The following is a 15113-nucleotide window of genomic DNA, read 5'->3' on the forward strand; positions in this document are numbered from 1 at the left end:
GCCGCCCCACCCCAGGGGGCGAGGACGCGGGCCCGGCCTGGCGCGCCGCCTGCCTCGCTTCGTGGCCTGCGCCGGGCTGGCGGGTGGTGACGGTCAACCCGGCAGAGGAGATCACCGCGCTCGGCGAGCTGCCGACCGGCATCGACGCCGCCGAAGCCGCCCCCGGTGTCGCGGATGCCTACGGCCGCAGCGGCACCTGGGTCGCGGATGCGCTGGGGCGCGCGGTCGCTGCGGGGGCGCCGGTCGTCGGCATCGTCAATGCCGATATCCGGCTGGACCTCGACTCCACGCGCCGCGCGGCGCTGCTCGAGCGCGCCGGCCGGGCGATGCTGGTCTGCAACCGCATGGATGTCGGCCACGCGGCGCAGGAGGCGGGCCCCTTCTACCGCTACGGCTACGACCTCGTGCTGATGCCGCGGGGGATGGCGGCGCGGCTTTCGCTGGAAGGCTTCGCGCTCGGCGTGCCCTGGTGGGACTACTGGGTGGTGCTCGATGCGCTGATGCTGGGCTTGCCGGTCGAGGTGGTGCAGTGCCGCGGCGTCCGCCACCTGGCGCATGCGCAGGCCTGGAGCCAGCCGGCCTGGCGCCGCGCGCTGAGAATGCTGATGGCGAATCTTGGGCCACGGCGGGCCGAGTTGGGGCGCCTCGGCATGGGGGAGGTGGCGGAGGCGACGGCGGACCTCCTGGTCGCCATCGCCCCAAGGGAGACGGAGGGCTATCCGCTGGACGAGATGATGACGGTGGCCGGCACGCGCTTCGGCATCGAACTGGTCCGCTTCGCCGAGCGCCATGCCTGGAGCCTCGACTGAACCGTGCAGACCGGACCCTGGCGGCGCCGCTTCATGCACGACCTGCTCTTCGCGATCGAGGGCAGCGGCTGGCATGAACCGGAACTCAAGGACAGCATCGGCTTCCGCTGGAGCGGCCCGGGCCACTTCTCTGTCCTGCGCGTGCCGGCGCCGGTGGGGCCGGGCCGCGGCGAGGCGCATGTCCTGCTGATGCCCGGCGAGGCTGTCCCGGCGCCCGCGATCTTCCTCAATGGCCATCGGCTGGAGGTGGCGCCGCGGCGGCTCGGGGCCTTCGATGTGCTCGACTTCGCCTGGGATGCGGCGGCGATGGCGGGCGAGCCACGTGCCGAGTTCTGGTTCCACGCCGAGCGTCTCCGCCAATTGCCGGCGCCCGGCGAGCGGATGCGCCGCGTGGGCTTCCGGCTGTCCACCTTGGTGATCGAGCCTGCCGCGCATGGCCCCGCGGCGGCGGGCGAGGCCCTGGCGCTGATCGCCGGCCGCCGCTTCCTGCAGGAACGCCTGCCGGTTGCTGCCGGCCGCGCGCGCCTCGCCTTCCGAAGCGATGGCGAGGCGCGACTGCTCGACATGCGGCTGGAGGGCGCGCGGCTCGGGCCGTCGCCGCAGCCGCATCTGGCGCTGGCACTGCGGGCGGCGCCGACGGGGCTCGACCTGGCGCTCGCCGCGCCCGGGGCGCCGGCGGTCCCGCTGCATCTGGATGTGGCCGGGACGCTGGTCCTGCCGGGAGGGCTGGCGCCTCGCGAAAGCTTGCTGCTGGCGCGCCTGCTCGCCGCGCTGCCCGACGCCTATGCGCGCTGGCTCGACGAGGCGATGGTCGGCGCCGCGCCGGATGCCGAACTGCTCGCCTTCTGGCGGTGCCGCCTCTCTGCGCTGGCACGCGGCGCGGAGGGCGTCCTCGCCGCGACGCTGGCGGATGGGCCGGATCTCTTCGCGGGCAATCCGGCGCTGCCCTTCGCCTGGCCCGCACCCGGGTCAGGCTGACGGGGCTTCAGCAGGCGATGCCGGCGGCGCGCAGCCGGTCGAGCACTTCGGCTGAGCATTCCTCCGGCGAGCGGCCCGCCGTCCTGATGTGCAATTCGGGGTGTTCCGGCGCCTCGTAGGGGCTGTCGATGCCGGTGAAGTTCTTGATCTGCCCGGCCTGCGCGCGGGCATAGAGGCCCTTGGGGTCGCGCTGGATGCAGGCCTCGATCGGCGTGTCGACGAAGATCTCGACGAATTCGCCGGGGCCGAGCAGGTCGCGCACCATCCGCCGTTCCGCCTGGAAGGGCGAGATGAAGGAGCAGAGCACGATCATTCCGGCATCGACGAACAGCTTCGCCACCTCGCCGACACGGCGGATGTTCTCGACGCGGTCCTCGGCGGTGAAGCCTAGATCGCGGCAGAGCCCATGGCGGATGTTGTCGCCGTCGAGCGAGTAGGTCGGCCGCCCGGCGCGGTGCAGCGCCTGCTCCACGATGTTGGCGATGGTCGACTTGCCGGATCCCGACAGGCCGGTGAACCACAGCACCATCGGCGTGTTGCCGACGAGCGCGGCACGTGCCGTCTTGTCGACGCTGAAATGCTCGTGGTGGATGTTCGACGCCCGCCGCAGCGGATAGGCCACCATCCCCGCGCCGGCGGTGCGGTTGGTGAAGCGGTCCACCAGGATGAAGGCGCCGGTCGCCCGGCTCTCCTCATAGGGATCGAGCGGGATGGCCTGGCCGGCGGAGAAGTTGCAGAAGCCGATCTCGTTCAGCGCGAGGCGGCGCGCCGCGTGCTCCTCCAGCGTGTTCACGTCCACCCGGTGGCGGATGGAGGTGACCGAGCACGGCGTCCAGATATTGCCGATGCGCATGAGGTAGCCGCGCCCGGGCAGCATCGCCTCCTCGTCCATCCACAGCAGATGGGCGGCGAACTGGTCGGCGACGGGGGGGCGCTCGGCGGGGCGCACCAGGATGTCGCCGCGCGCGACATCCACCTCGTCCTCCAGCGTCAGCGTGACGGCCTGCCCGGCTTCGGCCGAGGGCAGGTCGCCATCGGCGGTGACGATGCGCGCGATGCGGCTGGTCTTGCCCGAGGCTGCCACCACCACCTGGTCGCCCGGCGCGATGCGCCCGGCCGCGATCGTGCCGGCGAAGCCGCGGAAGTCCAGGTTCGGGCGGTTCACCCATTGCACCGGGAAGCGGAAGGGCTTGCCTGCGAGATCCTGCGTGACGTCGACCGTCTCGAGGTGCTCGAGCAGCGTCGGACCGTGATACCAGGGCATGTTGCCCGAGCGCTGTGTCACGTTGTCCCCGAAGCGTGCGCTGATCGGTACCGGCACGACGGAGCGGAAGCCGAGCTCGGATGCGAAGGTGACGTAGTCGCCGACGATGCGGTCGAAGGTGTCCTCGCTGAAGTTCACCAGGTCGATCTTGTTCACCGCCACCACGATGTCGCGTATGCCGAGCAGCGAGCAGATGTAGGAATGCCGCCGCGTCTGCGTCAGCACGCCCTTGCGCGCGTCGATCAGGATGACGGCGAGCGAGGCGCCCGACGCGCCGGTCGCCATGTTGCGCGTGTACTGCTCGTGGCCCGGCGTGTCGGCGACGATGAAGGACCGCCGCGGCGTGGCGAAGAAGCGGTAGGCGACGTCGATGGTGATGCCCTGTTGGCGTTCCGCCTCCAGCCCGTCGACCAGCAGCGCGAGGTCGATCTCGTCCCCCGTCGTGCCGTGCTTGCGGCTGTCCTTGGCGAGCGAGACCAGGGTGTCCTCGAAGATGAGCTGGCTGTCGTAGAGCAGGCGGCCGATCAGCGTGGACTTGCCGTCGTCCACCGAACCGCAGGTGAGGAAGCGCAGGAGCTCGTGCTGCCCAAGCTTGCGATGCAGGGTCATCTCAGAAGTACCCCTCGCGCTTCTTCTTCTCCATCGAGGCTTCCTCGTCGGTGTCGATGAGGCGGCCCTGGCGCTCGCTGGTCCTGGCGACACGCATTTCGGCGATGATCTCGGGCAGCGTCGCCGCGGTGCTTTCGACCGCGCCGGAGAGCGGGTAGCAGCCGAGGGTGCGGAAGCGGACCATGCGCATCTGCGGCCTCTCGCCCGGCTCCAGTGGCAGGCGCTCGTCGTCCACCATGATCCAGGTTCCGGACCGCTTCACCACCGGCCGCTCCTTCGCGAAGTAGAGCGGCACGACGGGAATGTCCTCGGCGAGCACGTAATCCCACACATCGTACTCGGTCCAGTTCGACAGCGGGAAGACGCGGATGCTCTCGCCCTCACGGATGCGCGTGTTGAACAGGTTCCACAGCTCCGGCCGCTGGCCGCGCGGGTCCCAGGAATGGCCGGGGCCGCGGAAGGAGAAGATGCGCTCCTTGGCGCGGGACTTTTCCTCGTCGCGCCGCGCGCCGCCGAAGGCCGCGTCGAAGCCCCATTTGTCGAGCGCCTGCTTCAGCCCCTCCGTCTTCATCACCTGCGTGTGCAGCGCCGAGCCGGAGGCGATCGGGCCGATGCCGCGTGCGATGCCGTCCGGGTTGGTGTGGACGAGCAGCTCCATCCCGACCTTCTCCGCCATCATGTCGCGGAAGGCGATCATCTCGCGGAACTTCCACGTCGTATCGACGTGCAGCAGCGGGAAGGGCGGCTTGCCCGGCGCGAAGGCCTTGAGCGCCAGGTGCAGCATCACGCCCGAATCCTTGCCGATGCTGTAGAGCATCACCGGCTTGCGGAAGGAGGCGGCGACCTCTCGGATGATGGCGATCGATTCCGCTTCCAGCCGCGCGAGATGCGGCGTGAGCGTGGCTGTACCTGTGTGGCTCGACACGGACCCCTCGGGAGCGAAGAACAGCCGGCGGAACGCAGGCTTGGTGCAGCGCGGCAAGACCGCATGCCTTGGCCTCTTCCCATGGCCGCCTGCGACGCGCAAGTTCCGCAACAGACACTGTCCGAAGCATCGCGCAAATGAGAACAGATCCGACGGCACGTGCCCATCTGGCCGATCGTTTCGCGATGATCGCGGAAGCCGCGGGCGCGCGCATCATGGCCATCTACGGCGCCGCGACGGCCGAGGCGAAGGCCGATGGCAGCCCGTTGACGGCCGCCGATCTCGCCGCGCACTCCGCCATCCTGGAGGGGCTCGCAGACGTCTGTCCGCACCTGCCCGTGATCTCTGAGGAGGATGCCGAGCGGCTGGAATGCCCGCCTGCCGACAGGTTCATCCTGGTCGATCCGCTCGACGGCACGCGGGAATTCCTCTCCGGCAATGGCGAATTCACCGTGAACATCGCACTGGTCGAGCATGGCGCGCCGGTCGCCGGCGTCGTCTTCGCGCCGGCGCTCGGCCGGCTCTGGTCGGGTGCTGTCGGCGTCGGCGCGCGGGTGCGGCAGGCGGGCGATGCCGCGGGCCGATCGATCGCGGTGCGCGCGCCGGGGGGCACCGGCCTCGTTGCCGTCGCGAGCCGGTCGCATCGCGATGCGGCGACCGAAGCCTTCCTCGCCGGGCTCACCGTCGCCGGCCTGCGCTCGGTCGGCTCCTCGCTGAAGTTCTGCCTGGTCGCGGAAGGGGAGGCGGACGTCTATCCCCGCTTCGGGCCGACCATGGAATGGGACACCGCGGCCGGCCACGCCGTGCTGGAGGCTGCCGGCGGCCGTGTCGTGACGCCGGAGGGCGTGCCCTTCCGCTACGGCAAGCCAGGCGGCGCCTGGCGCAACGATGCCTTCATCGCCTGGGGCGGCGTGGCTCAGCCCGGATAGGGCGGCGTCGTCTCGGTCTCGAAGCGCACCTCGGTCACCCCGGGTATGCCCTCGGCCAGCACGCGAAGCCCCTGCTTCACCGTCTCCGAGCGGCAGAACCCATGGAAGGTGACGACGCCGTCCTGCACCTCGGCGAGCAGGAACCAGGTGTCGACCCAGGGCTGCGCCTGCATCGCGTGGGCGAGTTCCCGCCGGATGCGGGCATCAGGGGCGTCGGCGGCGGGCGGGCCCTCCGGGTCGCACAGCGCGCGGATCAGGTCGGCGCGGGCGACGATGCCCACCAGCACGCCGTCCCGCACCACCGGGACGCGCCGGATGCCCTTCGACTCCAGGATCTGGGCCACCCGCTCGATCGGCGTGTCCTCGGTGACGGTCGCGAGCTCGGTCGTCATCACGTCGCGCGCCCGCCGCCCGTGCGTGCGGGCGAAGCGCGCCGCCTGCCCCTCGGCGGAGGAGAGCAGGCCGCGGACCCAGGAGGTCGGGCTGTCCTCCTTCGCCGCCAGGCGACGGATCAGGTCGCCCTCGGTCACCATGCCGAGCAGCCGTCCGTCCGCATCCACCACCGGCGCCCCGGAGACGCCGCGTTCGGCGAGCAGCCGGGCCACGATATGCAAGGGTGCGTCGGGTGGCACGGTGAGCAGGCCGGTGGTCATCAACTCGCGTGCGCGCATCGCGTCTCTCCCAGGGATGGGCAGGATCGGGCGGCTCCGGCCGCGCCGCCTTGAGGCTCGTCAAGACCGCGGCGTGACGGCGGCCCAACTGGTGGTGACATGGGCGGCGATTTCGCTCGCCGCCTCGCTGCGGATCATGACCTCGCCGAAGATGATCCGGCCGCGCTTCAGCAGGCGCGCCTCGGCCAGCACCGGCCCGGGGTCGAGCCGGCGCAGGAAGTGGATGGTGAGGCTGGTGGTCAGGCTCTCGTCGCGCCCGCCGGATACGCCGAGCAGCGCCGCCCACATCGCAATATCCGCAAGACCCATCAGGGCCGGGCCGGACACCGTGCCGCCCGGCCGCAACAACTCCTGACGCCAGGGCAGGCGGCATGTCGCACCGCCGCCCGCCGCGTTCAGCACCTCGATCCCCCATGCGGCTGCGAGCGGCACGCCGCGGTGCACCACCTCCTGGATCGCGGCGGGGCTCGGCGCGGCGTCGTTCATGCGGGTCCTCCCGGTCGTTTCCGTGCGATGCTGCCCCACTGGTGGCCCGGCGGCCATCCGGGCGGTTGTCGCCGCCTGGCCGATGGGCGATGCATGCGCTCCGCGGCGGATGAGAGGATGGCCCATGACCGAGCTGGCCGGACAGGTCGCCATCGTCACCGGCGGCAGCCGAGGGATCGGCGCGGCGATCGTGCGTGCCTTCGCCGGCGCCGGCGCGGATGTCGCCTTCTGCCACCTCGACGATGAGGCGGGCGCGGCCGAGACCGTTGCCGCCGTCACCGCGCTCGGGCGGCGCGCGCATGCCGAATCGCTCGACGTCGCCGAGGGGGGCCGGCTGCGCGGCTTCATCGCCGCCGCCGAAACCGCGCTCGGCCCGACGGACATCCTGGTGACGAATGCCGGCATCAACCTGCGCGGCGCCTTCGAGAATCTCTCCGAGGAGACCTTCCGCCGCCTCCTCGACGTCCACCTGATGCACACGGTGATCGCCGCGCAGGCCGTCTATCCGGGCATGGCGGAACGGGGGAGGGGACGGATCATCACCGTCTCCTCGCAGCTCGCATTCAAGGGCTCGCCGAATCTGACACCCTATTGCGCGGCGAAGGGCGCGATCCTGGCCTTCACGCGGGCCCTGGCCCTGGAGGCGGCGCCGCGCGGCGTACGCGTGAACTGCATCGCGCCCGGCCCGGTCGACACCGACCTGACGCGCGCCCGCGGTGCGGAATGGCGCGCGGCGATCGAAGCCTCGCTGCCTGCAGGCCGCCTCGGAATGCCCGAGGAGATCGCGGCGACGGCGCTGCTGCTGGCCGGCCGCGGCGGCGATTTCTACGTGGGCGCCTGCCTGTCGCCCAATGGCGGGGACGTGATGCATTGAGCGAGCGCACCATCCGCCCGATGCGGCGCGAGGAGCTCGGCCTCGCGCTCGACTGGGCCGCCGCCGAGGGCTGGAACCCCGGCCTCGCCGACGCCGCCTGCTTCTTCGCCGCCGATCCGGGAGGCTTCCTGATCGCCGAGGCCGCGGGCAAGCCGGTCGGCTGCGTCTCGGCCGTCCGCTACGGAGAGGCGTTCGGCTTCCTCGGCTTCTACATCGTCCGGCCGGGGCATCGCGGGCGGGGCCATGGCCTGGCGTTGTGGCACGCGGCGATGGCGCGGCTTCAACCCGGAACCGTCGGCCTCGACGGGGTGGTGGCGCAGCAGGCCAACTATCGCCGGTCCGGCTTCGAGCTGCTCCATCGCAACATCCGCTACGGCGCCGCCGCGCCGCGCGCTCCGCGCATCGCCGGCGCCCTCGAGGCCGTTGATGCCGCAGACCTGCCCTTCGAGGCGATCCAGGCCTTCGACCGGAGGTTCTTCCCTGCCGCGCGCGAGGCCTTCCTGCGCGCCTGGCTGGCCGCACCGGGTCATGTCGCGCGTGCCGTGCCGGGGCCGGACGGCCTGTGCGGCTACGCGGTGCTGCGACCCTGCCGTGAAGGTTCCAAGATCGGGCCGCTCTTTGCCGAAGGTCCGGCGACGGCGCGCGCTCTTTTCGCGGCGCTGCTGGCGGCCGCGCGGCCGGGACCGGTCTTCCTGGACCTGCCGGAACCCAATGCGGATGCCGTCGCCATGGCCGTCGAGGCAGGCATGAGCCCGGCCTTCGAGACTGCCCGCATGTATGCCGGCCCGCCGCCCGGCCTGCCGATCGAAGGCATCTACGGCATCACCAGTTTCGAACTCGGCTGACGGCACAGCGGCCGCAGCATCCCATTGCAGGAAGGGGAACCGCCCTGATGACCCATACCTCCTCGCGCCGCGCGCCGCTGGTGATGTTCGCGGCGGCCGCGGCGCTCCTGGCGGGCCCGGCGCTGGCGCAACGCCCGCCCGGGATGCCGCAGCGGGCAGTGCCCGTCCAACTCGGCGTCTCCGCGGGGGAGGCATCGCCAGGCCGCGACCTCTCCGAGGCCGCAGTGCTGCCGCCGCTGCCCGTCGGGGCCGCGGTGTCGCTGCGCCTCTCCCGCGGGGAGTCCGCCTATTTCCGCCTGCCCGACGGCGCCGGCGAGCTGGTGGCACAGACCCGGCGGCTCGCGCGCGACACCGACACGGTGATGACACTGCTCGATGCGCAGGGCCGCACCCTCGCGGAGGATGATGACGGCGGCGAAGAGAACCTCGCCTCCCGCATCGAGATCGGGGCGGACCAGGGCGGCCCGCTCTTTCTGCGCGTGCGCCTGCTGGAGCAGGGGGCTGGCCGTTTCGAGCTTGTCCTGCAGCCGGCACCGCCACGCGACCCTGCCGGTCCGCCGGCAACCCTGACCGAGGCGGCGGGACGGCCGGAACTCCGCGTCGGCGAGCCGGTCGCGATCGAGCTGCGGGGCCGGCAGGAAGCCTATTTCCGCCTGCCTCCGGGCGGGCAGGACCTGGTCCTGCTGACACGTGGCCTGGCGCGCGGCACCGACACCACGCTGGCGCTGCTCGACGCCAATGGCCGCGAGATCGTCGAGGACGATGACGGCGGGGAGGAACAGCTCGCCTCGCGCGTCGAGGTGCCTGGCGGGCAGCGGCGGCCGCTCTACGTGCGGGCGCGCACCATCAGCGGCGGCGGCAGCTTCGAGCTGGTGGCGCTGCCGGACACCTCGCCGCCCGCGCCACCCTTCCCGGCCAGTCTGCGCGAGGCCGCCACCGCCCCGGCGCTCGAATCCGGCCAGCCGGTCGCACTGCGCCTGCGCCGGGGCCAAGCCGCCTTCTTCAGGCTGCCCGAGGGCGACATTGCCGTCCTCACGCGCAACCTCCGCCGCGGTTCCGACACCGTGCTGGCGCTGCTCGACGAAGGCGGGAACGAGATCGCCGAGGACGACGATGGCGGCGGCGACCTGGCGTCGCGCATCGAGGTGCCGGCCTCGGAAGTGCGCCCTCTCTATGTCCGTGCGGGGCTCCTCGGGGACGCATCGGGCGAGTTCGAGCTCGTGGTGGAGCACGATGCACCGACGGGCGGGACCTTTCCGACATCGCTGCATGAGGCTGCCGCGGCGGCGGCGCTGCAGCCCGGCGTCGTGGTGCCGATCCGCCTGCGCCGCGGTCAGTCCGCCTTTTTCCTGCTGCCGCCCGGTGAGCATGTCGTGCTGACGCGCGCGCTGCGCGACGGCACGGACACGGTTCTGGAACTGCTCGACGCCGGCGGTGCCATGCTGGCCGAGGACGATGACGGCGGGGAGGAGGGGCTGGCCTCCCGCCTCGTGGTGCCGGGCTCGCGCAAGGGGGACGTGTTCGTGCGGGCGGGGGTGCTTGGTGATGGGGCGGGTGCCTTCGAGGTGATCCTGCTGCCGCCGGGCGGGCGCTGAGGGGCGGAGCGGGCCCACCCCAGGAGGGGCGCGCGCCTCGCCGGTGTTCCGAGTGGGGTGGCGCTCCTCCCGGGCGCCCTCGGCGCGGTCCCCATTGCCGATGCTTCGTGTCGGCAATGGGGACTCGTCGGCGGAAAGGCCTTCGGAAACCAATACGTGGTTATGGGTTCCAAGGGCCCTTTTTGGCCTTTGGCTGCGGGAGAGTGAGCCGGCGAAGCCCCCTCAATCCGTGTTCTCAGCAGCCTGGATGGCCCTGCCCTGCGGCGTCCGCTGAAGGCGAGCCGTATCGAAGCCTTCCCGCCGCGCGATCTCCACAGCCATTGCGTAGTCCGCCGGGGCCATCGCGGCCGTGCGGGACAGGATCCAGAGGTAGTCCCGTCCCGGCGCGCCGACGACCGCCCATCGGTATTGCGGGTCCAGCCCGATCACCCAGTAGTCACCGTGGAACGGCCAGAAGAAGGAAACGCGCAACCTGTCGTTTCCTGGCGCCGCGCTGTACGCCACGCCTTCAGCGACGCGCTCGGCGCCGCCGGCGAGCGCGTTGCGGCAGCGATTGACCACGCCGATCGTCCCATCCGGTCGCGGCGAGTAGGTCGCGGTGACGCCCTCGCAGCGGATCCGCGCGCTGTCCTGGAAGGAGGTCGGGAACCGTGCCGCCTCGTGCCAGAGGCCCGCATAGCGGCCGAGATCGACCTGCCCGACGGTGCGCGGCGTCTCCGGACCGGGCTGCGTGGCGCAGGCCGCGATGAGCAGCGCCAGGGCAGGGAGGGCTCGGCCCATGGCTATTCCCCCGGGATGCTGCCCGGCGGCAGCGACAGCACATGGTCGAGCACGCCGCCCGCCGTGGTGATCCAGACGACGCCGCGCCGCGCCGCGACATGCCCCAGCGCGCGCCGCAACTGCCGCATCCGATACGGCTGACCGACCAGGTAGGGATGCAGCGCGATGCCCATCACCTGCGGCCTGCCGTCGCGGACCTGCAGCAGGCGTTCCTCGAAATCCTCCATGATCATGTCGGCGAACTGCGTCGCGCCATCCTTGCGGGCGACGATCGCCGGAATGTCGTTGACCTCCTGCGGGTAGGGGACGGCGAGCAGCCGCCCACCGCGCGTGCGCATCCAGATCGGCGCATCATCGGCGCACCAGTTCAGCGTGTAGGCATAGCCCGCCTCGGCCAGCAGGTCTGACGTCGTGCGCGATTCCGCGATCCAGGGAGAAAGCCAGCCGCGCGGCGCCCGCCCCTCATGCCGCAGGATCGCAGCAGTGCTCTCGGCGATCAGCGCGCGTTCCTCGGCTTCCGGCAGGATGGACTGGCGTTCCGAATTGGTGCGCCCATGGCCGGCGATCTCGTCGCCGCGCGCACGATGCGCGGCCACCAGCGCGGGTGCGTAGTCGTACATGGCGCTGTTCACCAGCACAGTCGCCGGCAGGCCCAACTCGTCCAGCAGCGCAATCAGCCGCCAGGCGCCGACGCGATTGCCATAGTCGCGCCAGGCGAAGTTGAGCACGTCCGGCTGCGGGCCGTCGGGCGCCAGCTCGGCCCCCAGCCCCTCGCCGAAGGCGAAATGCTCCAGGTTGATGCCGAGATAGACCGCCAAGCGGGTCTCTCCGGGCCAGGTGTAGGCCGCGCGCATCGGCCAGGGGTGATAGTCGTAGCGCCCATGCGTCGGCAGCATCGCGGCCCTCCTGCCGCCTCGTGATGGGGCCGGTCGGGCGAGCCGGCAAGTCCGGCCCCCCGTGGCGGGATGGCCCCCGATCGCCTAGTGTCACTCCATGGCTACCCCCCCGGCGGGCGCGGAGGCCGGTGCTGCTGCGCTGCTGGCGCGGGAGGCCCGGTTCGAACGTGCCCGGCTCATTCCCCCGGTCCTGCTGGGCCTCGGCATCGCCGCCTGCGGCGTCGCCCAGGCCCTGCTGATCGCGCGCTTGCTGGCGACCTTGCTCGGCCGCGCCGAGGCCGGTTGGCCCGACCTTCTCGCCGCCGGAGCGCTGGCGCTGCTGATGGCCGCGCTCGGCATCGCGCAGGAACGCGCCCAGATCGCCGCCGGGGAGGACGCGAAGTCGCGGCTGCGCGCCGCCGCCCTCGCCCGGCTGCTCGCCGCGGGGCCCGCCGACGAACGTGCCGTCGGCGAGAAGAGCGCCCTCATCGTCGAGCGTGTCGAGGCGCTGGAAGGCTACTTCGCCCGATGGCTGCCTGCCGCGGCGCTCGCGCTGCTGGCGCCCATGCTGATTGCGGCAGCGGCGGCCCTGGCCGATCCCGTCAGCGGCCTGATACTGCTCGGCTGCGGGTTGCTCGTGCCGATCGCCCAGGCGATCAGCGGCATCGGCGCCGGAGTCGCAAGCCGGCGGCAGTTCGCGGCGTTGCAGCGGCTGTCTGGCCGATTCCTCGACCGCATGCGCGGCCTGCCCGTGCTGGTGCTGTTCAACCAGCAGGAGGCGGAGGCGCAGCGCCTCGGTGCCGCGGCCGAGGAACTGCGCGCGCGGACCATGCGCGTGCTGCGCCTTGCCTTCGTCGCCACGGGGGCGATGGAACTGATCGTCGCCATCGCGCTCGCCTCGCTTGCCTATCGCCATGGTGCGCTGATCGCCGGCAGCCATCCGGCGCCCGTCACGGGGCTATTCACCTTGCTGCTCGTGCCGGTCTTCTTCCTGCCGCTCCGCGCCTTCTCCGGTGCCTACCATGAGCGCATGGCCGCGCAGGGGGCGGCGGCCGATCTCGCGCCTCTGCTCGCCCAATCCGAACCCGATGGCCTACTGCTGGAGGAGGTGCCACCCAAGGTGACGGTCACCTTCCATCAGGTCCGGCTATCCTATGATCCGTCTCGCGCGCCGGCGCTGGATGGCCTGTCCTTCCGGGTGCTGCCGGGGGAGACGCTGCTGCTGACCGGGGCCTCGGGCTCCGGCAAGACCAGCGTGCTGCGCATCCTCATGGGCTTCCGCAAGCCCGATGGTGGGCGCGTCGCTATCAACGGCCATGACGTCACCATGCTGCGCCCGGCGGAACTGCGACGCCTGTCGTCCTATGTCGGCCAGCGGGCGCAGATCTTTCGTGCCACGGTCCGTGAGAACATCCGCTTCGCCCGGCCCGAGGCCGATGACGCCGCCGTGGAGGCGGCGGCGCGGGCCGCACAGGTGACGGATTTTGCGGCGGACCTGCCTCAGGGCCTTGATACCTTGGTGGGCGAGGGCGGCTTCGGTCTGTCCGGCGGCCAGGCGCAGCGCGTCGCCGTCGCGCGCGCCTTCCTGCGGGACACGCCGCTCGTGCTGCTGGACGAGCCGACGGCCCATCTCGACCCGGGCACGGAGGCGGTGGTGCTGGACGCGATCAGGCGCCTGTGTGTCGGGCGCACGGCGATCGTCGCGACACATGCGCGGGCCGCGCGCGGGCATTTCGGCCGCGTGCTCGAACTCGCAGCGGGACGGTCGCTGGCCGATCGGATGGCGGGGGACTGATGCGACGCGATCTCCTGCGCATCCTCGGCCTCTGGCGGAGCCGGAGGACATGGCTGGTCGCCGGCCTTGCGGCCGGGATCCTCTCGGCGCTGGCCGGGCTGGCGCTGTTGGTACTGGCCGGAGAGGTGATCGCCGGCGCGGTCGCCGGCGGGGCGCCTGGCATCCTGCCGGTCGCGGGGCTGGGCCTCGCAGGGCTGCTGTGGCTGCGGGCGGTGATGCTGTTCCGTCCCGTGGCCCGCTACCTCGAGCGCCTCATCACCCACGAGGCGACCTTTCGCGCCCTTGCCGACATGCGCGTCTGGTTCTTCCGGCGGCTGGCCGCACGGCTGCCGGCGGGGCTCGGCCTGCGGCAGGCCGGGGACCTGCTGGGCCGGCTGGTCGCCGATGTGGAATCGCTCGACGGGCTCTACCTGCGGGTGCTCGTGCCGGCAGCGGCCTCGCTGTCCGTGGTGGTCGCGATGGCGGCCGTGGTCGGGGCGATGGATCCGACACCGGCGGCGCTGCTGGCCCTGCCCCTGGCGGCGGCCCTTGGCCTGCCGCTGCTGCTCGCCCCCGCCGCCGTGCGCAGCGGGGAGGCGGTGGCGCGGGCGCAAGGCTCGCTGCGCCACGCCGTGGTGGAGCCGCTGACCGGCCTCGAGGATACGCTCGCCGCCAATGGCGAGGCCCGCGCGGCCGCGCGCGTCGCGGCGGAGGGCGCGGCGCTCGCGGCAGCGCAGCGCAACCTGTCGCGTCAGGCAGCCTGGGGTGGTGCCGCCGGATCGCTGCTGACCCAGGCGGCGCTGCTTGCCAGCCTGGCCTGGGCACTTGCTGCGGGGCCGGACGGCCTCGGCGCCGGGCTGATGGCGGTCTTCCTCTCCATCGCTGCGGCCGAGGCACTCGGCCTGATGCCCCGCGCCGGTGCCGCCCTCGCCGCCGCCGCGGCCGGGGCACGCCGGCTGTTCGAGGCCGCCGATGCGCCCGAGCCGGTGCCGGACCCGCCCGGACCCGCGATGCCGCCTGCTGGGCATGCGCTGAAGATGGTCGGCGTGCATTTCGCCTGGGCGCCGGATCGCCCTGCGGTGTTCGAGGGGCTGGACCTGCAGGTGCCCGAAGGCGCGCGCGTGGCCCTGCTCGGCCCGTCCGGCACCGGCAAGTCGACCCTGGCTGCCCTGCTGTTGAAATTCGCCGCGCCGCAGGCCGGGCGTATCACCCTCGGCGGGGTGGACATCGCCAGCCTGCCGGCGGCCGAACTCCGCCGGCGCGTTGCCTGGCTGACCCAGGATGCCCGGCTGTTCGACGATACCATCGCAGCCAATCTGCGCCTCGCCGCGCCGGACGCGCCCGATGCCGATCTCTGGCGCGCGCTCGACCGGGCGCAGATCGGCGAATTGGTGCGCTCTCTCCCGGAGGGCCTCGAGACCATGTGCGGGGAGGCCGGGCTGCGCTTTTCAGGCGGCCAGGCGCGACGGCTGGCGCTCGCCCGCACGCTGCTTTCCCCGGCGGCGGTGCTGATCCTGGACGAGCCGGCCGCGGGTCTCGACGCCGATACCGAACGCGCCTTCCTTCAGACGCTGGACGAGGCGACCGCCGGGCGCAGCGTCATCCTCATCCTGCACCACCTGACCGGTGTGGAGCGGCCGACCCGCATCCTTCGCCTCGCCGGCGGCCGGGCGATCCCCGCCGCCGGCTGAGGGTGCCA

The 15113-nt window shown here is 72.3% G+C and carries 14 protein-coding genes; 8 read left to right on the forward strand and 6 right to left on the reverse strand.

Annotated elements, in window-relative coordinates; genetic code table 11:
- Window positions 1-86 precede the first annotated feature (86 nt).
- Window positions 87-809, forward strand: coding sequence for a hypothetical protein (locus GXW74_RS07320; protein WP_211845822.1), 723 nt, complete (start codon window positions 87-89; stop codon window positions 807-809).
- Between the two features lie 3 nt (window positions 810-812).
- Window positions 813-1787: a hypothetical protein gene (locus GXW74_RS07325; protein WP_211845823.1), complete on the forward strand. Its 975-nt coding sequence runs from the start codon at window positions 813-815 to the stop codon at window positions 1785-1787.
- A gap of 7 nt (window positions 1788-1794) precedes the next feature.
- Here the strand turns inward: GXW74_RS07325 and cysN are convergent, their stop codons facing one another.
- Together cysN and cysD are read right to left on the reverse strand one after the other, a co-directional pair.
- Window positions 1795-3660, reverse strand: coding sequence for a sulfate adenylyltransferase subunit CysN (gene cysN / locus GXW74_RS07330; RefSeq protein ID WP_211845824.1), 1866 nt, complete (start codon window positions 3658-3660; stop codon window positions 1795-1797).
- Window position 3661: 1 nt separating this feature from the next.
- A complete protein-coding gene (cysD, locus tag GXW74_RS07335) occupies window positions 3662-4585 on the reverse strand; it encodes a sulfate adenylyltransferase subunit CysD (RefSeq protein WP_211845825.1) in 924 nt (307 codons plus the stop codon).
- A 137-nt stretch (window positions 4586-4722) separates the two neighbouring features.
- On the opposite strand from cysD, the gene cysQ reads away from it, so the two are divergent.
- Complete coding sequence (cysQ, locus tag GXW74_RS07340) at window positions 4723-5514, forward strand: 3'(2'),5'-bisphosphate nucleotidase CysQ (RefSeq protein ID WP_211845826.1); 792 nt, start codon at window positions 4723-4725, stop codon at window positions 5512-5514.
- Here cysQ and GXW74_RS07345 read toward each other — a convergent pair.
- Window positions 5502-6185, reverse strand: a complete 684-nt coding sequence (locus tag GXW74_RS07345; RefSeq protein ID WP_246523019.1) for a CBS domain-containing protein — start codon at window positions 6183-6185, stop codon at window positions 5502-5504. The two genes, cysQ and GXW74_RS07345, sit on opposite strands and share 13 nt — an antisense overlap.
- 60 nt (window positions 6186-6245) lie before the next feature.
- Complete coding sequence (locus GXW74_RS07350) at window positions 6246-6671, reverse strand: PaaI family thioesterase (protein WP_211845827.1); 426 nt, start codon at window positions 6669-6671, stop codon at window positions 6246-6248.
- A gap of 124 nt (window positions 6672-6795) precedes the next feature.
- Here GXW74_RS07350 and GXW74_RS07355 point away from each other — a divergent pair, with 124 nt between their 5' ends.
- The 3 genes from GXW74_RS07355 to GXW74_RS07365 are packed head-to-tail and all read left to right on the forward strand — an operon-like array spanning window position 6796 to window position 9985.
- Window positions 6796-7545 (forward strand): SDR family NAD(P)-dependent oxidoreductase, encoded by a 750-nt coding sequence (locus GXW74_RS07355; RefSeq protein ID WP_211845828.1) that lies wholly within the window; start codon window positions 6796-6798, stop codon window positions 7543-7545.
- Window positions 7542-8390, forward strand: a complete 849-nt coding sequence (locus GXW74_RS07360) for a GNAT family N-acetyltransferase (RefSeq protein ID WP_246523021.1) — start codon at window positions 7542-7544, stop codon at window positions 8388-8390. The genes GXW74_RS07355 and GXW74_RS07360 overlap by 4 nt, the downstream gene beginning before the upstream one ends.
- A gap of 47 nt (window positions 8391-8437) precedes the next feature.
- Window positions 8438-9985, forward strand: a complete 1548-nt coding sequence (locus tag GXW74_RS07365; RefSeq protein ID WP_211845829.1) for a hypothetical protein — start codon at window positions 8438-8440, stop codon at window positions 9983-9985.
- 222 nt (window positions 9986-10207) lie between these two features.
- Here the strand turns inward: GXW74_RS07365 and GXW74_RS07370 are convergent, their stop codons facing one another.
- Window positions 10208-10765 (reverse strand): lipocalin family protein, encoded by a 558-nt coding sequence (locus GXW74_RS07370; RefSeq protein WP_211845830.1) that lies wholly within the window; start codon window positions 10763-10765, stop codon window positions 10208-10210.
- Window positions 10766-10767: 2 nt separating this feature from the next.
- On the reverse strand, window positions 10768-11661 hold the full coding sequence (locus tag GXW74_RS07375) for a polysaccharide deacetylase family protein (RefSeq protein ID WP_211845831.1): 894 nt from the start codon (window positions 11659-11661) through the stop codon (window positions 10768-10770).
- 97 nt (window positions 11662-11758) lie between these two features.
- On the opposite strand from GXW74_RS07375, the gene cydD reads away from it, so the two are divergent.
- Both cydD and cydC read left to right on the forward strand, forming a co-directional pair.
- The gene (gene cydD, locus GXW74_RS07380) at window positions 11759-13435 is read left to right on the forward strand and encodes a thiol reductant ABC exporter subunit CydD (protein ID WP_211845832.1); all 1677 of its coding nucleotides are present in this window, start codon (window positions 11759-11761) and stop codon (window positions 13433-13435) included.
- Window positions 13435-15105: a thiol reductant ABC exporter subunit CydC gene (cydC, locus tag GXW74_RS07385; protein ID WP_211845833.1), complete on the forward strand. Its 1671-nt coding sequence runs from the start codon at window positions 13435-13437 to the stop codon at window positions 15103-15105. Before cydD ends, cydC begins: the two co-directional genes overlap by 1 nt.
- Window positions 15106-15113 lie beyond the last annotated feature (8 nt).

The sequence above is a fragment of the Neoroseomonas eburnea genome (genome assembly GCF_018129005.1).
GTDB lineage: Bacteria > Pseudomonadota > Alphaproteobacteria > Acetobacterales > Acetobacteraceae > Neoroseomonas > Neoroseomonas eburnea.

Excerpts from the sequence above, each read along its gene's own strand:
- cysN (WP_211845824.1), bottom strand. The coding sequence starts at position 3,660 with ATGACCCTGCATCGCAAGCTTGGGCAGCACGAGCTCCTGCGCTTCCTC.
- cysQ (WP_211845826.1), top strand. The coding sequence starts at position 4,723 with ATGAGAACAGATCCGACGGCACGTGCCCATCTGGCCGATCGTTTCGCG.
- GXW74_RS07345 (WP_246523019.1), bottom strand. The coding sequence starts at position 6,185 with ATGCGCGCACGCGAGTTGATGACCACCGGCCTGCTCACCGTGCCACCC.
- GXW74_RS07350 (WP_211845827.1), bottom strand. The coding sequence starts at position 6,671 with ATGAACGACGCCGCGCCGAGCCCCGCCGCGATCCAGGAGGTGGTGCAC.
- GXW74_RS07355 (WP_211845828.1), top strand. The coding sequence starts at position 6,796 with ATGACCGAGCTGGCCGGACAGGTCGCCATCGTCACCGGCGGCAGCCGA.
- GXW74_RS07365 (WP_211845829.1), top strand. The coding sequence starts at position 8,438 with ATGACCCATACCTCCTCGCGCCGCGCGCCGCTGGTGATGTTCGCGGCG.
- GXW74_RS07370 (WP_211845830.1), bottom strand. The coding sequence starts at position 10,765 with ATGGGCCGAGCCCTCCCTGCCCTGGCGCTGCTCATCGCGGCCTGCGCC.
- GXW74_RS07375 (WP_211845831.1), bottom strand. The coding sequence starts at position 11,661 with ATGCTGCCGACGCATGGGCGCTACGACTATCACCCCTGGCCGATGCGC.
- cydD (WP_211845832.1), top strand. The coding sequence starts at position 11,759 with ATGGCTACCCCCCCGGCGGGCGCGGAGGCCGGTGCTGCTGCGCTGCTG.
- cydC (WP_211845833.1), top strand. The coding sequence starts at position 13,435 with ATGCGACGCGATCTCCTGCGCATCCTCGGCCTCTGGCGGAGCCGGAGG.